14 protein-coding genes are annotated in these 19016 nt (G+C 63.3%); 8 read left to right on the plus strand and 6 right to left on the minus strand.

Annotated features, from left to right (window positions below; genetic code table 11):
- The first annotated feature begins 40 nt into the window (after positions 1 to 40).
- The 7 genes from M2D63_RS10105 to M2D63_RS10135 all read left to right on the plus strand — a co-directional run bounded on the left by M2D63_RS10105 (position 41) and on the right by M2D63_RS10135 (position 12494).
- Entirely contained in the window at positions 41 to 2122 is a 2082-nt protein-coding gene (locus M2D63_RS10105) for a putative bifunctional diguanylate cyclase/phosphodiesterase (protein ID WP_405309651.1), read from the plus strand.
- 148 nt (positions 2123 to 2270) lie between these two features.
- Complete coding sequence (locus M2D63_RS10110) at positions 2271 to 3605, plus strand: imelysin family protein (protein WP_285862738.1); 1335 nt, start codon at positions 2271 to 2273, stop codon at positions 3603 to 3605.
- 166 nt (positions 3606 to 3771) lie between these two features.
- Positions 3772 to 5199: a di-heme oxidoredictase family protein gene (locus M2D63_RS10115; RefSeq protein ID WP_405309654.1), complete on the plus strand. Its 1428-nt coding sequence runs from the start codon at positions 3772 to 3774 to the stop codon at positions 5197 to 5199.
- A gap of 14 nt (positions 5200 to 5213) precedes the next feature.
- A complete protein-coding gene (locus tag M2D63_RS10120) occupies positions 5214 to 6278 on the plus strand; it encodes an imelysin family protein (protein ID WP_285862739.1) in 1065 nt (354 codons plus the stop codon).
- A 2-nt stretch (positions 6279 to 6280) separates the two neighbouring features.
- The gene (locus tag M2D63_RS10125; protein ID WP_285862740.1) at positions 6281 to 7378 is read left to right on the plus strand and encodes a DUF1513 domain-containing protein; all 1098 of its coding nucleotides are present in this window, start codon (positions 6281 to 6283) and stop codon (positions 7376 to 7378) included.
- Positions 7379 to 8281: 903 nt separating this feature from the next.
- Positions 8282 to 9433: an efflux RND transporter periplasmic adaptor subunit gene (locus M2D63_RS10130; protein ID WP_285862741.1), complete on the plus strand. Its 1152-nt coding sequence runs from the start codon at positions 8282 to 8284 to the stop codon at positions 9431 to 9433.
- A gap of 13 nt (positions 9434 to 9446) precedes the next feature.
- Positions 9447 to 12494, plus strand: a complete 3048-nt coding sequence (locus M2D63_RS10135; protein WP_285862742.1) for a multidrug efflux RND transporter permease subunit — start codon at positions 9447 to 9449, stop codon at positions 12492 to 12494.
- 55 nt (positions 12495 to 12549) lie between these two features.
- Here the strand turns inward: M2D63_RS10135 and M2D63_RS10140 are convergent, their stop codons facing one another.
- The 5 genes from M2D63_RS10140 to colR form a co-directional block, all read right to left on the minus strand.
- Positions 12550 to 12777: a hypothetical protein gene (locus M2D63_RS10140; RefSeq protein ID WP_285862743.1), complete on the minus strand. Its 228-nt coding sequence runs from the start codon at positions 12775 to 12777 to the stop codon at positions 12550 to 12552.
- Positions 12777 to 13487 (minus strand): lipopolysaccharide kinase InaA family protein, encoded by a 711-nt coding sequence (locus M2D63_RS10145; RefSeq protein ID WP_285862744.1) that lies wholly within the window; start codon positions 13485 to 13487, stop codon positions 12777 to 12779. The genes M2D63_RS10140 and M2D63_RS10145 overlap by 1 nt, the downstream gene beginning before the upstream one ends.
- A gap of 6 nt (positions 13488 to 13493) precedes the next feature.
- Entirely contained in the window at positions 13494 to 14174 is a 681-nt protein-coding gene (locus tag M2D63_RS10150; protein ID WP_285862745.1) for a class I SAM-dependent methyltransferase, read from the minus strand.
- Between the two features lie 135 nt (positions 14175 to 14309).
- Positions 14310 to 15608 carry a HAMP domain-containing sensor histidine kinase gene (locus M2D63_RS10155; protein ID WP_285862746.1) on the minus strand — a complete coding sequence of 433 codons (1299 nt, stop codon included), beginning with the start codon at positions 15606 to 15608 and terminating at the stop codon, positions 14310 to 14312.
- Positions 15598 to 16281, minus strand: coding sequence for a two-component system response regulator ColR (gene colR / locus M2D63_RS10160; RefSeq protein WP_285862747.1), 684 nt, complete (start codon positions 16279 to 16281; stop codon positions 15598 to 15600). Before colR ends, M2D63_RS10155 begins: the two co-directional genes overlap by 11 nt.
- Positions 16282 to 16468: 187 nt before the next feature.
- Between colR and M2D63_RS10165 the strand changes: the two genes are divergently transcribed.
- Positions 16469 to 17233 (plus strand): phosphatase PAP2 family protein, encoded by a 765-nt coding sequence (locus tag M2D63_RS10165; RefSeq protein ID WP_285862748.1) that lies wholly within the window; start codon positions 16469 to 16471, stop codon positions 17231 to 17233.
- A 105-nt stretch (positions 17234 to 17338) separates the two neighbouring features.
- Here M2D63_RS10165 and groL read toward each other — a convergent pair whose 3' ends face one another.
- Entirely contained in the window at positions 17339 to 18991 is a 1653-nt protein-coding gene (gene groL / locus M2D63_RS10170) for a chaperonin GroEL (RefSeq protein WP_285862749.1), read from the minus strand.
- Positions 18992 to 19016 lie beyond the last annotated feature (25 nt).

Below are 19016 nucleotides of genomic sequence, written 5' to 3' on the forward strand. Positions count from 1 at the left end.
CAATGGCCGATAGTGGATTGCCGAGTTTGATGGCAAAATGATGCCATGCGCATGGATTAAGGAAACCCCATTGAAGCTGGAACTCAAGAACAGCTTATCGGTCAAGTTGCTGAGGGTTGTATTGCTCTCGGCACTGGTGGTCGGTGTCGTTCTCAGTTGTGCGCAGATTGTCTTCGATGCCTACAAGACACGTCAGGCAGTGGCCAGCGACGCCCAGCGAATCCTCGACATGTTCCGCGATCCTTCGACCCAGGCGGTGTACAGCCTGGACAAAGAAATGGGCATGCAGGTCATGGAGGGGCTGTTCCAGGACGAGTCGGTGCGCCTGGCTTCCATCGGCCATCCCAACGAAACCATGCTGGCGGAAAAAAACCGCCCGTTGCAGGAATCACCGACACGCTGGCTGACCGACCTGATTCTCGGCCAGGAGCGCACCTTCACCACGTCACTGGTCGGTCGCGGCCCCTACAGCGAATACTACGGCGACCTGAGCATCACCCTCGACACCGCCAGCTACGGCCAGGGCTTTCTGGTCAGTTCGGTGATCATCTTCATTTCCGGCGTGCTGCGTGCCTTGGCCATGGGCCTGGTGCTGTACCTGGTCTATCACTGGATGCTGACCAAGCCGCTGTCGAAGATCATCGAGCACCTCACCCAGATCAACCCCGACCGCCCCAGCCAGCACCAGCTGCCGCTGATCAAGGGCCACGAGCGCAATGAGCTGGGGGTGTGGGTCAATACCGCCAACCAGCTGCTGGCCTCCATCGAACGCAACACCCACCTGCGCCACGAGGCCGAGAACAGCCTGCTGCGCATGGCCCAGTATGACTTCCTCACCGGCTTGCCCAATCGCCAGCAATTGCAGCAGCAACTGGACAAGATCCTGGTCGACGCCGGCCGCCTGCAACGCCGGGTCGCGGTGCTGTGCGTGGGCCTGGACGACTTCAAAGGCATCAACGAACAGTTCAGCTACCAGGCCGGCGACCAGTTGCTGTTGGCCCTGGCCGACCGCCTGCGCGCCCACAGCGGCCGCCTGGGCGCCCTGGCGCGCCTCGGCGGCGACCAGTTCGCCCTGGTCCAGGCCGATATCGAGCAGCCCTACGAAGCGGCCGAACTGGCCCAGAGCATTCTCGATGACCTGGAGGCGCCGTTCGCCCTGGGCGACCAGGAAATCCGCCTGCGCGCGACCATCGGCATCACCCTGTTCCCGGAAGACGGCGACAGCACCGAGAAGCTGTTGCAGAAGGCCGAGCAGACCATGACCCTGGCCAAGACCCGCTCGCGCAACCGCTACCAGTTCTACATCGCCAGCGTCGACAGTGAAATGCGCCGGCGCCGCGAGCTGGAAAAGGACTTGCGCGAAGCCCTGCCGCGCAACCAGTTGTACCTGGTCTACCAGCCGCAAATCAGCTACCGCGACCATCGCGTGGTCGGTGTCGAGGCGCTGCTGCGCTGGCAGCATCCGGAACTGGGCATGGTGCCACCCGACCAGTTCATTCCCCTGGCCGAGCAGAACGGCAACATCATCGCCATCGGCGAATGGGTGCTCGACCAGGCCTGCCGGCAACTGCGCGAATGGCACGACCAGGGCTTCAGCGAGCTGCGCATGGCAGTCAACCTGTCGACGGTGCAACTGCACCACAACGAACTGCCGCGGGTGGTCAACAACCTGCTGCAGATCTACCGCCTGCCGCCGCGCAGCCTGGAGCTGGAAGTCACCGAGACCGGCCTGATGGAAGACATCAGCACCGCCGCCCAGCACCTGCTGAGCCTGCGCCGCTCCGGCGCGCTGATCGCCATCGACGACTTCGGCACCGGCTATTCCTCGCTCAGTTACCTGAAGTCGCTGCCGCTGGACAAGATCAAGATCGACAAGAGCTTCGTCCAGGACCTGCTCGATGACGACGACGATGCCACCATCGTTCGCGCCATCATCCAGCTGGGCAAGAGCCTGGGCATGCAGGTGATCGCCGAAGGCGTGGAAACCGCAGAACAGGAAGCCTACATCATCGCCCAGGGCTGCCATGAAGGTCAGGGCTACCACTACAGCAAACCGCTACCCTCCCGGGAGCTGACCGCCTTCCTCAAACAGGCGCAACGCAACCAGGTGTCCATTCTGTAACCCCTGTCGGCATTGAGTGAAAGGCGAAAACACGCATTTGAATATTTACGTGGCCGCCCCTTTACACAAAATGCAAATCTTTCGCATTATGTTGCAGTTTTGCGTACCGCCGGTACGCCTGTCCAACCTCTCGACGCAGGAACTCGCCATGATTCGTATGCCTCTGGCCACCGCCAGTCTGTTGGCCATTGCCATCTCTCTCGCCGGGTGCGGCGACGACAAGGACAAGGCTGCCGCACCGCAAGCCCAGGCTCCGGCTGCCAGCGCAGCAGCACCGGCTGCCGCCGGCGCCGTCGACGAGGCCGCCGCCAAGGCCGTGGTCAAGCACTACGCCGACATGGTCCATGCCGTGTACAGCGACTCGCTGAGCACCGCCAAGACCCTGCAGACCGCAATCGACGCCTTCCTTGCCAAGCCCAACGATGAAACCCTCAAGGCCGCCAAGGCTGCCTGGGTAGCCGCGCGCGTGCCTTACCTGCAGAGCGAAGTGTTCCGCTTCGGCAACACCATCATCGACGACTGGGAAGGTCAGGTGAACGCCTGGCCGCTGGACGAAGGCCTGATCGACTACGTCGACGCCAGCTACGAACATGCCCTGGGCAACCCGGGCGCCGCTGCCAACATCATCGCCAACACCCAGATCCAGGTCGGCGAAGACAAGGTCGACGTCAAGGACATCACCCCGGAAAAACTGGCCAGCCTCAATGAGCTGGGCGGTTCCGAAGCCAACGTCGCCACCGGCTACCACGCCATCGAATTCCTGCTCTGGGGCCAGGACCTCAACGGTACCGGCCCAGGCGCCGGCGCACGTCCTGCTTCCGACTACCTGGAAGGCAAAGGCGCCACCGGTGGCCACAACGAGCGTCGCCGCGCCTACCTCAAGGCCGTGACCCAACTGCTGGTCAACGACCTGGAAGAAATGGTCGGCAACTGGGCACCGAACGTCGCCACCAACTACCGCGCCACCCTCGAAGCCGAGCCGGTCACCGACGGCCTGCGCAAGATGCTGTTCGGCATGGGCAGCCTGTCGCTGGGCGAACTGGCCGGCGAGCGCATGAAGGTTTCCCTGGAAGCCAACTCGCCTGAAGACGAGCAGGACTGCTTCAGCGACAACACCCACTTCTCGCACTTCTACGACGCCAAGGGCATCCGCAACGTCTACCTGGGCGAGTACACCCGCGCCGACGGCAGCAAGCTGACCGGTCCGAGCCTGTCGTCGCTGGTGGCCAAGGTCGATCCGGCCGCCGACGCCACCCTCAAGGCCGACCTGGAAGCCACCGAAGCGAAGATCCAGGTCATGGTCGACCACGCCGCCAAGGGTGAGCACTATGACCAGCTGATCGCTGCCGACAACGCCGCCGGCAACCAGATCGTGCGCGACGCCATCGCCGCCCTGGTCAAGCAGACCGGTGCCATCGAGCAGGCTGCCGGCAAGCTGGGTATCGCCAACCTGAACCCGGATACCGCCGATCACGAGTTCTGATCCGCGACACCGTGTCACACAACGCCCGGCCCCAGTGCCGGGCGTTGTGCATTCAGGGCCCGGCGCGGCATGAGATTTCATCAAGCAAACGCAAATTGCTCTTATTCAATGATCCTCAGCCTGCTAAGCTTGCACGCCGATTTTTTGCTCTCGCTCAGGATCCTCGATGCTTTCGTCGCTGCGCCGTTTCAGCCCATTGCTCATGGCCTTGACCCTGGTCGCCTGTGACGATGCGCCCCGCTTCACCCAGGCCGAACCGGGAGAGGCGCTGGGCGGTGGCAGGACGACAGTGAACAAGCGCGACCAGAATGCCTTCTCCATGCCGTCGGCGAACCTTGCCCCCAGTCGGCGCCTGGACTTCAGCGTCGGCAACAGCTTCTTTCGCAATCCCTGGGTGATCGCCCCTTCGACCACCACCGCCCGCGATGGCCTGGGGCCGCTGTTCAACAGCAACGCCTGCCAGAACTGCCACATCAAGGACGGTCGCGGCCATCCGCCCGGCCCCAGTGCCAGTAACGCCGTGTCGATGCTGGTGCGCCTGTCGATTCCCGACCAGCCCCACTACGCCAAGGTCATCGAGCAACTGGGCGTGGTTCCCGAGCCGGTCTATGGCGGTCAGTTCCAGGACATGGCGGTGCCTGGCGTCGTCCCCGAGGGCAAGGTCCGGGTGGAGTACACGCCGCTGGCGGTGACGTTCAAGGACGGCACCCAGGTCGAACTGCGCCAGCCGAGCCTGAAGATCAGCCAGCTCGGCTACGGCCCGATGCACCCCGACACCCGTTTCTCCGCCCGGGTAGCGCCGCCGATGATCGGCCTGGGCCTGCTCGAAGCCATTCCCGAAGCCGCCCTGCTGGCCAATGCCGACCCGGATGATCGCAACGGCGATGGCATCCGCGGCCGCGCCAACCAGGTGTGGGACGATGCCCTGGGCAAGACCGTGATGGGCCGCTTCGGCTGGAAGGCCGGGCAACCCAACCTCAATCAGCAGAACGTACACGCCTTCTCCGGCGACATGGGCCTGACCACCCGCCTGCGGCCCATGGACGACTGCACCCCGGCGCAGGTCGATTGCCTGAACGCCCCCAACGGTAACGGCGCCGACGGCGAGCAGGAAGTCAGCGACAACATCCTGCGCCTGATCCAGTTCTACACCCGCAACCTGGCGGTGCCGATCCGCGCGGATGTCGACTCCCCCCAGGTGCTGGCCGGCAAGAACCTGTTCCACCAGGCGGGCTGCCAAAGTTGCCATACCCCAAGCTACACCACCGCCGCCGATGCCGCCGAGCCGGAGCTGGCCAACCAGCTGATCCGCCCCTACAGCGACCTGTTGTTGCACGACATGGGCCCGGGCCTGGCCGACAACCGCACCGAATTCGCCGCCAGCGGCCAGGACTGGCGCACGCCACCCCTGTGGGGCATCGGCCTGACCCAGACGGTCAGCGGCCACACCCAGTTTCTTCACGATGGCCGCGCCCGCAACCTGCTCGAAGCCGTGCTCTGGCATGGCGGCGAAGCGCAGGCGGCCAAGCAGCATGTCTTGACCTTCAATGCCGAGCAGCGCGCCGCGTTGCTGGCGTTCCTGAATTCACTTTAAGAGAGGAGCCGGGCATGTTCCGTCCCAAACTGTTGTTCACCAGCCTCGCCGCCCTCGCCCTGGGCGCCTGCTCGCCGCAGGACCCGCAGGCGGTGACTTCCGCCGCCATCGCCAAGCAAGTGATCCTGCCGACCTACAGCCGCTGGGTCGAAGCCGACCGCCAGCTGGCCGTCAGTGCCCTGGCCTTCTGCGAAGGCAAGGCGGACCTGGCCACCGCCCGTGCCGATTTCCTGCATGCGCAAAAGGCCTGGGCTGAACTGCAGCCGCTGCTGATCGGCCCGCTGGCCGAAGGCAACCGCGCCTGGCAGGTACAGTTCTGGCCGGACAAAAAGAACCTGGTCGGCCGCCAGGTCGAGCAACTGGTCAGTGGCGACAAGCCGATCGATGCCGAAAGCCTGGCCAAGTCCAGCGTCGTGGTGCGCGGCCTGTCCGCTTATGAGTACATCCTGTTCGACAGCAAGCCGGACACCGCCAATGCTGAACAGAAAGCCCGCTACTGCCCGCTGCTGGTGGCCATCGGCGAACACCAGAAGGCCCTGGCCGAGGACATCCTCAAAGGCTGGAACAGCACCGACGGCATGCTGGCGCAACTGACCAAGTTCCCCAACCAGCGCTATGCCGATTCCCACGAGGCCATCGCCGACCTGCTGCGTGCCCAGGTCACCGCCCTGGACACCCTGAAGAAAAAGCTCGGCGCGCCCATGGGCCGCCTGAGCAAGGGCATCCCGCAACCGCTGCAGGCCGAAGCCTGGCGTAGCCAATCCTCGCTCAAGAGCCTGGAAGCCAGCCTGACTGCCGCGCAAACCGTCTGGGTCGGTGTCGACAACCAGGGCCTGCGCGGCCTGCTGGGCAAGGACCAGAAGGCCCTGGCCGACAAGATCGATGCCGCCTACGCCAACGCCCTGAAGCTGCTGTCCGCCAACCAGAAGCCGTTGGGCGAACTGCTCGACGACGAAGCCGGTCGCCAGCAACTGAACGCCATCTACGACAGCCTCAACGCCGTCCACCGCCTGCATGAAGGCGATCTGGCCAAGGCATTGGGCATCCAGCTGGGCTTCAACGCCAACGACGGTGACTGATCATGTTGCGACGCCAGGCTCTCAAACTCGGTAGCGTCCTGCTCAGCGCCCTCACCCTGGGCGGCTGGACCCTGTTTCGCGGCAAGGACAGCAGCCCGCTGCTGCTCTCGGCCCGTGACGATGGCGACGGCAAGCACTACGCGGTCGGCTATCGCCTGGACGGCACCCAGGTGTTCGCCACCCAGGTGGCCCAGCGTTGCCATGACATCATCAATCACCCCGAGCAGCCGATTGCCCTGTTCGTCGCCCGTCGCCCGGGCACCGAGAGCTACCTGATCGACCTGCGCGATGGCCGCCTGCTGCAGACCATCGCCTCGCAGCCGAACCGGCATTTCTACGGCCACGCGGTGATCCACAAGAGCGGCGAATGGCTGTACGCCACCGAGAACGACACTACCGATCCCGGTCGTGGCGTGCTCGGTGTGTACCGCTTCGACTGTGAGCGCCTGACGCACAGCGGCGAGATTTCCACCCACGGCATCGGCCCGCACCAGGTGTCGTGGATGCCCGACGGCGAGACCCTGGTGGTAGCCAATGGCGGTATTCGCACCGAGGCCGAAAGCCGGGTGGAGATGAACCTCGACGCCATGCAGCCAAGCCTGGTGCTGATGCAGCGCGACGGCACCCTGCTGAGCAAGGAAGCCCTGCCCCAGCAGATGAACAGCGTGCGTCACCTGGCGATTGCCAGCGACGGCACCATCGTCGCCGGCCAGCAGTTCATGGGCAACGGCGATGAAACCGCCGAGCTGATTGCCATCAAGCGGCCGGGCCAGCCCTTCGCAGCCTTCCCGGTGCCGGAGCAGCAGTTGCTGTCGATGGCCAACTACACCGCCAGCGTGGCTATTCACAGTGAGCTGCGCCTGGTCGCCCTGACCGCTCCGCGGGCCAACCGCCTGTTCATCTGGGACCTGGACACGGCCCAGGTAAAACTTGATGCGCCGATGCCCGATTGCGCCGGCGTGGGTGCGGTGGCCGATGGCTTCGTGGTCACGTCTGGACAGGGTCGCTGCCGGCTCTACGACTGCCGCAAGGGCGAGCTGGTCGGCCAGCCGCTGCAACTGCCTTCCGGGCTTTGGGACAACCACCTGCACCTGGTCTGAGCATAAGGTTCTTCACGGAACCCGGGGGTTATGGTCCTTGGGCTTGGGTGCTGAGGCGGCGAGCTTATCCATTCCATGCGGCGATGCTGCCGGCCCCTTCCGCCCTTACGGCGGGTCCCTTTTGTCTTGGCAAAAGGAACCAAAACCGCTCGCTCCTGCATACGGCCCTACGCTGCGCTCCGGGTTCCCTCGCTACGGTGTCTTCCAGGGGCTGCGCGGCCTACGACTTGCTTCGCCAAGTCTACGGCTCGCGTTCTTCGGCTACGCCGAAGGGTGCTACGCACCCGCCCCCTCCAGACACCTACGCTCGGCCTCCTGAAGTCGCGAAGTTACGGGTGGTGCCTGTGCTGGCGCATCTTCGAAGGCAGAGGTTGGCGCAGCCTGGCTGACGCCATCGCGGGGCAAGCCCGCTCCTACCCTTGCTCCTCATGCGCGTTGTTACAGGCGCCGCAGAATGCGACTTCAGGAGGCCGAGTGGAGGTGCCTGCAGGGGCCGTGCGCAGCACCTTCGGCGTCAGCCGAAGAACGCGAGCCGTAGACTTGGCGTAGCAAGTCGTAGGCCGCGTGGCCCCGGAGGGCGCCGGAGCGAGGGGACCCGGAGCGCAGCGCAGGGCCGGATGCAGGAGCAAGCGGTTTTGCCTACTTTTCCCAAGAGAAAAGTAGGCCGCCGTAAAGGCGGAAGGGGCCGGCAGCGTCACCACATCGAATGGATAAGCTCACAACCTCAATACCCAAGCCCAAGGACCATCCCCCCTCAGGACCCCGTGAATAACCGAAAATAACCTCGGAACACAGGTTCCGGAGTCGGGTCAAACGAGTAATATTCGGCTACTGAGCACGTGGGCAGGATCGCCCGTCGTCGTGCCAATCGAACGATAAAATTCGACTCCAAGGAACTGGACTATGCTGCGCCGCCGCATGCTCATCATGTTGGGTGTTGTCCTGCTGCTTGTACTGATGCTGGGGGGCTACAAGGCTTTCTCCATCTACCAGCAGGTGCAGATGTTCTCGGCCCCCAAGCCACCGATCAGCGTGGCGGCGACCGAGTCCAGCGAGCGCGTCTGGGAAAACCGCCTGCCGGCGGTCGGCAGTCTCACGGCCCTGCAAGGGGTCGACCTGAGCCTGGAAAGCGCGGGCACGGTCAAGCGCCTGCAGTTCGAGTCCGGGCAGAAGGTCAGCAAGGGCCAGCCCTTGCTGCAACTGGACAGCGATGTGGAAACCGCCCTGCTCGGCACCGCCCAGGCCGATCTGGGCCTGGCCCGGGTGGATTTCAGCCGCGGCAGCCAACTGGTCGGTAGCCAGGCGATCTCCCGCGGCGAGTACGACCGTCTGAACGCCCAGTTCAAGCGCAGCCAGGCGGTGGTCGACCAGCTCAAGGCGGCCCTGGCCAAGAAAAGCATCGAAGCGCCCTTCAGCGGCACCATCGGCATCCGCCAGGTCGACGTTGGCGACTACCTGGCCAGCGGCACGGTGATCGCCACCCTGCAGGACCTGAGCAGCCTGTACGTGGACTTCTATGTCGCCGAGCAGCAGATTCCCAGGCTGAGCATCGGCCAGAAGGTCCTGGCGTCAGTCGCGGCCTATCCCCGGGAGACCTTCCCCGGCACCATCAGCGCCATCAACCCCAAGGTCGACGACAGCACCCGCAACGTCTTGGTCCGCGCGACCCTGGGCAACCCTGACGGCAAGTTGCTGCCCGGTATGTTCAGCAGCCTGCAGGTGGTGCTGCCCGATCCACAGCCGCAGGTCGTGGTGCCGGAAAGCGCCGTGACCTACACCCTGTACGGCAATTCGGTGTACGTGGCCGTGGCGAAAAAGAACGAAGACGGCCAGCCGCAACTCAATGCCGAGGGCAAGCCGGAACTGATCGCCGAACGCCGCTTCGTCGAGACCGGCGAGCGTCGCGAGGGCCTGGTGGTCATCAGCAAGGGCCTCAAAGCCGGTGAGCAGGTGGTGACCGCCGGCCAGCTCAAGCTGACCCAGGGCGCTTCCGTCACCCTCACCCCGGACAAGACCCTGCAACCCCAGGCCAATCACACGTCGCGCGCCAACTGATCGAGGACAAGTCATGGCTTTTACCGATCCGTTCATCCGCCGGCCGGTGCTGGCCAGCGTCGTCAGCCTGCTGATCGTGCTGCTGGGCTTCCAGGCCTGGAGCAAGTTGCCCATCCGCCAGTACCCGCAGATGGAAAACGCCCTGATCACGGTGACCACTGCCTACCCCGGGGCCAATGCCGAAACCATCCAGGGCTACATCACCCAGCCCATGCAGCAGAGCCTGGCCAGCGCCGAGGGCATCGACTACATGACCTCGGTGAGCCGGCAGAATTTTTCGGTAATTTCCGTGTATGCGCGTATCGGCGCCGACAGCGACCGGTTGTTCACCGAACTGCTGGCCAAGGCCAACGAGGTCAAGAACAAGCTGCCCCAGGACGCCGAAGACCCGGTGCTGAGCAAGGAGGCCGCCGACGCCTCGGCGCTGATGTACATCAGCTTCTACAGCGACGCGCTGAGCAACCCGCAGATCACCGACTACCTGTCGCGGGTGATCCAGCCCAAGCTCGCCACCCTGCCCGGCATGGCCGAGGCGGAGATTCTCGGCAACCAGCTGTTTGCCATGCGCTTGTGGCTAGACCCGGTGAAACTCGCCGGCTACGGCCTGAGCGCCAACGAGGTGACCGAGGCCGTCAGGCGCTACAACTTCCTCTCGGCCGCCGGTGAGGTCAAGGGTGAGTACATCGTCACCAGTATCAATGCCACCACCGAGCTTAAGAACGCCGAAGCCTTCGCCAACATCCCGCTCAAGACCCGTGGCGACAGCCGGGTGCTGCTGGGTGACGTGGCACGGGTCGAGATGGGCGCGGAGAACTACGACACAGTCAGCTCGTTCGACGGCATTCCCTCGGTGTACATCGGCATCAAGGCCACGCCGGGGGCCAACCCGCTGGATGTGATCAAGGAGGTACGCAAGCTGATGCCGGAGCTGGAAAGCCAGCTGCCGCCCAACCTCAAGGCCTCCATCGCCTACGACGCCACCCTGTTCATCCAGGCCTCCATCGACGAGGTGGTCAAGACCCTGGCCGAGGCAGTGCTGATCGTCATCGTCGTGGTGTTCCTGTTCCTCGGTGCCCTGCGCTCGGTGCTGATCCCGGTGATCACCATTCCCCTGTCGATGATCGGCGTGCTGTTCTTCATGCAGTTGATGGGCTACTCGCTCAACCTGCTGACCCTGCTGGCGATGGTGTTGGCCATCGGCTTGGTGGTGGACGATGCGATCGTGGTGGTGGAGAACATCCACCGCCATATCGAGGAAGGCAAGACGCCGTTCGACGCGGCCCTGGAAGGTGCCAGGGAAATCGCCATGCCGGTGGTATCGATGACCATCACCCTGGCGGCGGTCTATGCCCCCATCGGCTTCCTCGAGGGGCTGACCGGAGCCTTGTTCAAGGAGTTCGCCCTGACCCTGGCCGGGGCGGTGATCATTTCCGGCATCGTCGCCCTGACCCTGTCACCGATGATGTGCGCCCTGCTCTTGCGCCACGACTCGAACCCCACGGGCCTGGCCCATCGCCTGGACATGCTGTTCGATGGCCTGAAGGTGCGCTACCAGAAGCTGTTGCATGCCACCCTCAACACCCGCCCGGTGGTATTGGTGTTCGCGGTGATCGTGCTGTGCCTGATTCCGGTGTTCCTGATGTTTACCCGCAACGAGCTGGCGCCAGACGAAGACCAGGGCGTGATCTTCATGATGGCGACCGCGCCACAGCCGACCAACCTCGACTACCTGAGCACCTACACCGACGAGTTCATCGACATCTTCAAGGCGTTTCCCGAGTACTTTTCCTCGTTCCAGATCAACGGTTTCAACGGTGTGCAGTCCGGCATCGGCGGCTTTTTGCTCAAGCCCTGGGGCGAGCGCGAGCGCACCCAGATGGAGTTGCTGCCCCTGGTGCAGAAGCGTCTGGAAAGCATCAGCGGCCTGCAGATCTTCGGCTTCAACCTGCCGTCGCTGCCGGGCACCAGCGAGGGCCTGCCGTTCCAGTTCGTGATCAACACCCCGAACGACTACGAGTCGCTGCTGCAGGTGGCCGAGCGGGTCAAGGAGCGCGCCCAGGCCACGGGCAAGTTCGCCTTCCTCGACATCGACCTGGCCTTCGACAAGCCGGAAGTGGTGGTCGATATCGACCGGGCCAAGGCGGCGCAGATGGGCGTGTCCATGGATGCCCTGGGCGGCACCCTGGCCACCCTGCTCGGCGAGGCGGAGATCAACCGCTTCACCATCGACGGCCGCAGCTACAAGGTCATCGCCCAGGTCGAGCGCTTGTACCGGGACAATCCCGACTGGTTGAGCAACTACTACGTGAAGAACCAGCAGGGCCAGATGCTGCCGCTGTCGACCCTGATCACCCTCCACGACCGCGCCCGACCGCGCCAGCTCAATCAGTTCCAGCAGCTGAACTCGGCGATCATCCAGGGCGTGCCCATGGTCAGCATGGGCGAGGCGCTGGATACCGTGCGCAGCATTGCCCGGGAGGAAGCGCCGGAAGGCTATGCCTTCGACTACGCCGGTACCGCGCGACAGTACGTGCAGGAGGGTAGCGCGCTGTGGGTGACCTTCGGCCTGGCCCTGGCGATCATCTTCCTGGTGCTGGCGGCCCAGTTCGAGAGCTTCCGCGATCCGCTGGTAATCCTGGTCACCGTGCCGCTGTCGATCTGCGGGGCGTTGATTCCGCTGTTCCTGGGGATTTCCAGCATGAATATCTACACCCAGGTGGGCCTGGTGACCCTGATCGGCCTGATCAGCAAGCACGGCATCCTGGTGGTCGAGTTCGCCAACCAGCTGCGCCTGCAAAAGGGCTTGAGCGCCCGCGAGGCCGTGGAGGAAGCGGCGGCGATTCGCTTGCGTCCGGTGTTGATGACCACGGCGGCGATGGTCTTCGGCATGGTGCCGCTGATCCTGGCCACCGGTGCGGGGGCCGTCAGTCGCTTCGACATCGGCACGGTGATCGCCACCGGCATGTCGGTGGGCACCCTGTTCACCCTGTTCGTCCTGCCGTGCGTGTATACCCTGCTGGCGCACGCCGAGCTGCCCAGGCCCCAGGCCCAGGAAGCCTGAAATGCAAAAGGCCTCGTTTTCAACGAGGCCTTCTGGCGTTACCGACGCTTGAACATCAGCTCTGAGGGCGCAGACCCTGGCTCATGCCGAACAGGAACAGCAACAGGTCCTGGTCGGGCGTGGCCGTTGTCTGGCTCTTCACTACCCGCGGTGGAGGGCACTGGGCAGCAGAATCAACCTTGCTCAGTACTTGCGGGCGTGGTTCTTCCCAGGCAGCGGCCGCCGCTGTAGCGACTGCCAGTGCCAGAATCAGAAACAGACCTCGAGCGATTTCTAGTTTCATTACTCTAAACCTTTGACAGCGCTGCCAAACGCCACCTTGTAAAAATAGAGCAGCTTTTGCCACTCCGCGTCATTGAATGACGAATGGCGGCGCAATTGCTTCAGGTCGTTGGCGGCCGCCCGCTGGCAGCTGATGCGCCGCCGACACTTTTCCAGGTCCAGCAGGGCTACTTCGGCCCGGGCTTCATCGCCTTCACCAATCACCTTGATGAACACGTGTTTGCCGTACAGGCAACCGTGTTGCCAGTGACCGCGGTGCATGCGCGCCAGGTTTTGGGCCAGGTCTTCCAGCATCCGCTCGTGCAGTACCGCACTGTAGCGTTCCCGTGCGCCATCGGCGTACCAGCTGTCGCAGTCGACGAAGCCGTCCAGGGCCTTGCTGACCAACAGGGCGCGCCACTGGTGGTCGGCATCGCGTTCGACCCCGCAGTAAACGATATGGGGCACCCGCACCCCGAGTTGTTCGAAGCTGTTCAGTGCATCATATTCACGCAACACCGTCGGGCGCCCGAACGGATGCAGGAAGCTGCGGTAGATATGGCCGATCTGGCGCTTGGAGTAGAGCAACTGACCGCTTTCATCGCTCAGTCGCTGTACTCCGCTTTCCCCGCCTCGACGCTGGTTGGGCTCTTCAACCCATTCACCCTGCTGCTGCCAGAAATGATCGAACCGGCTGTTTCCCGTTGCTGATCCTTCGCGCGCTACCGCCATGCCCTGCTACCCCTTACGCAATACGTATACTCGCCACATGGCATAGAACGGCAAGAAGTCCAATCGTTCCTGAATCCGGAAACCGGCAGCCTGGAATTCTTCCTCGACCGTTGCAGCCGGTAACACAAAGCGATTCTGGTAACCGACTTCTCCGGTTTTCTCAAAACGGCGTTGTTCGAGCTTCTTGCGCCGCCATGCCTTGAAGTTGCCATCCACCCACAGCGACAGGATAACGCTATCGCGCGTAACTCGTTGAAATTCCGAAAGAAGTGTCTTGCGGTGTGCCGCATCGCCAATATGGTGCATCAGGCGCATGCAGAAAATACTGTCTACCGAGTTATCAGGCAGATCGATGGCAAAGGCAGAAGTTTGCAAGGTCCGTACCCGCTCGACGATATGCGCCGGCTGGGATTTGGTGGCGGTTTCCAGCATGGCCTCGGAGTTGTCCGCGCCGATGATCACCCGGTTGGGTTTTTCGGCCAGCAAGGGCCAGAAGCGACCGGCGCCACAAGGCAGGTCCAGCACCAGTCCTGGCTCGCCGACCAGCGCCAGGGCACGGCGGGCGAGTTGTTCGTCGCGCTGGTGCGACAGGCGACGGGACATCCCGTCCTGGTGCTTGAGGAAGTATTCCTGGGCGTGCTGCTGGTCGTACTTTTCGGAAAATTCGAGTTTGATGGGGCTACGCATGGTGCATCTCCTGACTCCAATCCCCCCACGATAAGGAGGCGATCGTTGGCGTCAGGTCATACAAATGTGAAAAATTTGTTAGTACGGGATTTAACGTTACAAGACATTACCAGAGCGGAAGGCCTCCCCTGGCCTTCACTCCGGTTCTGGCAGGCATTCCGGGCCATGGGTGAGGTCGACGTGGAAGCGACAGCCATGGGGCACCATGGCCGTCAGGCCGACTGTCCAGCCCTGGTCGTCGCAGATTCGCTGCACCAGTGACAAGCCCAGGCCAAGGCCTTCACCACGGCGTTCGTCACCGCGTACGAACGGTCGGAACATGGCTTCGCGCTGCTCTTCGGGAATGCCCACGCCACTGTCCTCGACCAGGAAACCGGCCGGCTCCAGGGTCAGGCGGATGAACCCGTAGTCGGTGTAGTGTGCTGCGTTACGCAGCAGGTTGCCCATCACCGCCTGCAGGAAGGTGGCGTTGTAAAGCGTCCTCGAACCCGCCCCTGGTTGGTAGATCAAGGTCAGGCCCTTCTGCTCGATGGTGTCACGCCAGACGCTGATCAGATCGTCGGCCACTTCCTTCATGGTCGCCCGCGATGCCACTGCGCCCTGGTCGCGTTGGGCACGGGCCAGCATCAGGAAGGTCTTGACCAGTTCCTGCATCTCCTCGGTGGCCCTGGCAATACGTTCGACCTGGGCACGGGCGCGGGTATCGATGTTCGGGTTAACCAGCAACAGCTCGCAGGAACTGGCCAGGACCATCAAGGGTGTGCGCAATTCATGGCTGACATCACTGGTGAACAGGCGCTCGCGGGTCAGGGCATCGCGCAGGCGCCCGAGGGTATCGTCGAAGGCCACGGCCAGCTGGCCGACCTCGTCGTCGGCGTAGTCCGGTGCCAGGGGCGGCGCCAGGCCCAGTAACTGGTCGCGATGTCGCACCTGACGGGCCAGGCGGATCACCGGCGCCATTACCCTTCGCGCCAGCACCCAGCCGAGGAACACCGCCAAGGCCAGGCTGAGGACGAAACCCACTACCACGATCGCGAACAGCACCCGCTCGCGCTCTTCGAAGTCACTCTGGTCCTGCAGCAGGACATAGCGCCGCCCATCCACCACCTCGACCATGGCGTGGTAGGACAGCTGCTCGCGAAACACCTCATGGAAGCCCGGTGTCAGGTGGCGCAAGTCCTTGGGCAATTCGAAATCGTCGCGCCCGCCGCTGTAATAGAACAACTGGTCCGGTCGCGGGCGATGGCTCCAGTCGCTGACGCTGTCCATGCGCAGCAGGCGCTGTAGGTCGCCGCCCAGTACCGCCGAAATCAGGCGCTCCTCCACCAGGTGCACGGTGGCGACGATGCCGAACGCGAAAGCGCCGGCCACCAGCGCGCTCATCAAGGCAAAGGCGATGATGATCCGCTGGGCAAGGCTCTGCTTAAACTCCATCGCGGCCCTCGGCCAGGCGGTAGCCGACGCCGTGGACGGTATGCAGCAGGGGTTTGTCGAACGGCTTGTCGATCACCTGGCGCAGCTGGTGCACATGACTGCGCAGACTGTCGCTGTCGGGGCAATCGTCACCCCAGAGCGCCTCTTCAAGCACTTCGCGGCGCAACACGTGGGGGCTCTTCTGCATCAATACCGCCAGCAGCTTCAAGCCGACCGGGTTGAGCTTGAGCATCTTGCCGTCGCGGGTCACTTCGAGGGTATCGAGGTCGTAGCTCAGGTCGCTGACTTGCAAGGTGCGCCGTCCACCGCCCTGGGCACGACGCAGCACCGCCTCGATGCGCGCCGCCAGTTCCGACAGGGCAAAGGGCTTGAGCAGGTAGTCGTCGGCACCGGAACGAAAGCCCTGCAGGCGGTCATCGAGCTGGTCGCGGGCGGTGAGCATGATCACCGGGGTATCCCGCCGGGCGTCCTCACGCAGGCGTTTGCACAGGGTATAGCCGTCGATGCCCGGGAGCATGATGTCGAGCACGATCAGGTCGTAATGCTCGGTGGCGGCCAGGTGCAGCCCCGACAGGCCGTCCTGGGCGCAGTCCACCGTGTAGCCCTTCAGGCCCAGGTAGTCGGCCAGGTTGGCGAGGATATCGCGGTTGTCTTCAACCAGTAGGATTCGCATGGAGTTCTCCTGTCCAGGGCTTTTGCCTGCTTGGCAGGCGCAGCTTACGGCCATCGACCGCGCACGGCTAGGCCAGCGCCGCTTTATTGCAGGTTAACGTTTTTTTCACCCGAGCTTCACGGACAAGCGATGGCGCCTGGTCGAAAATCGCCGGTCGCAACCGCCCATCGACCAGTCTGGACCTGCCATGCCTTTACCTTCCACCTCCCGCCCGCTCAACCTCTGGGTTGCCCTGGGTATCCCCGCGCTGACTGCCCTGACCCTGATTCTGCTCGAGCTCACCTCGCTGGACATGGACCTGGCCAGGTTGATGTTCGATCCGGTGGCCGGCCAGTTCATTGGTCGCCACAGCTATTTCCTCGAAGATATCCTGCATGATCGCGCCAAACAGGCGGTGATCGTGCTTGGCCTGGGCGCTATTGTGGCATTCGCTTCCAGCTTCTTCTGGCAACGCCTGAAGAACTGGCGCCGGGAGCTGGGGTATCTGGTCATGGCCATGGCGATTTCCACCAGCTTCGTCACCCCGCTCAAGGCGGTCACCGCGGTGCAATGCCCCTGGAGCCTTCAGGAGTTTGGCGGCAAGGAAACCTACAGCGAACTGCTGAGCCCGCGCCCGGCGACCGACAAACCAGGGCGTTGCTGGCCTGGTGGCCATGCGGCCACCGGTTTTACCTTGTTCGCCCTGTTCTTCGCCCTGCGTGATCGTCGCCCGCGCCTGGCCCGTGCCGCCCTGCTGTTTGCGTTCGGCCTGGGTATGGTGTTTTCGGTGGGACGCATGCTGCAAGGCGCGCATTTCTTTTCCCACAACGTGTGGACGGCGGTGTTCTGCTGGTTGATCAGCCTGGGTTGTTACTACGGGGTGTTGTACCGCAAACCTGTAGGAGCGGCGGTGCGACGACTCGACTTGCCTAGCGATGAGGCCAGCACAGCCCGTACATCTGCTGCAGTCTGAAACACGACTGCCCTGGTGGCCGATCGCGGGGCAAGCCCGCTCCCACATAGGCAAAAAAAAAGCCCCGCACTAGGCGGGGCTTTTTCTCAAGCGGACAAGGCTGGCTTACATCATGCCGCCCATGCCGCCCATACCACCCATGCCGCCCATGTCTGGCATGCCGCCGGCAGCGGAAGCTTCCACTGGAGCGTCAGCGATCATGGCTTCGGTGGTGATCATCAGGCCACCGATCGAAGCGGCAGCTTGCAGTGCCGAACGGGTGACCTTGGCTGGGTCCAGGATGCCCATTTCGATCATGTCGCCGTACTCGCCGGTAGCAGCGTTGTAACCGAAGTTGCCCGAACCTTGCTTGACCTTGTCGGCCACAACGCTTGGCTCGTCGCCGGCGTTGGCAACGATCTGACGCAGTGGCGCTTCAACGGCGCGACGCAGCAGGGCGATACCGACGTTCTGCTCTTCGTTGTCGCCTTTGAGGTCGGCAATGGCGTTCAGTGCACGCACCAGGGCAACACCACCGCCAGGCACCACGCCTTCTTCGACGGCTGCGCGGGTAGCGTGCAGGGCGTCTTCAACGCGGGCTTTCTTCTCTTTCATTTCAACTTCGGTGCCGGCACCGACCTTGATCACGGCAACACCGCCAGCCAGCTTGGCCAGGCGCTCTTGCAGCTTCTCACGGTCGTAGTCCGAGGAAGTCTCTTCGATCTGGGCACGGATCTGCTTGACGCGTGCTTCGATCTCGGCGTCGGCGCCAGCGCCGTCGATGATGGTGGTGTTTTCCTTGGACAGGATTACACGCTTGGCGTTACCCAGGTGCTCCAGGGTAGCGGACTCCAGGCTCAGGCCGATTTCTTCGGAGATCACGGTACCGCCGGTCAGGACGGCGATGTCCTGCAGCATGGCCTTGCGGCGGTCGCCGAAGCCAGGTGCCTTGACCGCAGCAACCTTGACGATGCCGCGCATGTTGTTGACGACCAGGGTCGCCAGCGCTTCGCCTTCGACGTCTTCAGCCACGATCAGCAGCGGACGGCCGGCCTTGGCAACGGCTTCCAGAACTGGCAGCAGTTCGCGAATGTTGGAGATCTTCTTGTCAACCAGCAGCAGCAGCGGGCCATCCAGCTCGGCAACCATGGTGTCCGGCTTGTTGACGAAGTAAGGCGACAGGTAGCCACGGTCGAACTGCATGCCTTCTACGACCGACAGTTCGTTTTCCAGGCCCGAGCCTTCTTCAACGGTGATCACGCCTTCTTTACCGACTTTTTCCATGGCTTCGGCGATGATGTCACCGATGGAGTTGTCGGAGTTGGCGGAGATGGTGCCTACCTGGGCGATGGCCTTGGAGTCGGCGCATGGCTTGGACAGGTTTTTCAGCTCGGCGACGACGGCAGCAGTGGCCTTGTCGATGCCGCGCTTGAGGTCCATCGGGTTCATGCCGGCAGCGACGGCTTTCAGGCCTTCGTTGACGATGGCCTGAGCCAGGACGGTAGCGGTGGTGGTGCCGTCACCGGCAGCGTCGTTGGCCTTGGAAGCAACTTCCTTGACCAGCTGGGCGCCCATGTTTTCGAAAGCGTCTTTCAGCTCGATTTCCTTGGCAACCGAAACACCGTCTTTGGTGATGGTTGGAGCGCCGAAGCTCTTGGCCAGGACAACGTTACGGCCTTTCGGGCCCAGGGTCGCTTTTACCGCGTCAGCCAGAACGTTGACGCCAACCAGCATTTTCTTACGGGCGGAATCGCCGAATTTTACGTCTTTAGCAGCCATGATCGTTTAATCCTTGAATACTTTG

Source organism: Pseudomonas sp. BJa5 (assembly GCF_030272875.2).
GTDB lineage: Bacteria > Pseudomonadota > Gammaproteobacteria > Pseudomonadales > Pseudomonadaceae > Aquipseudomonas.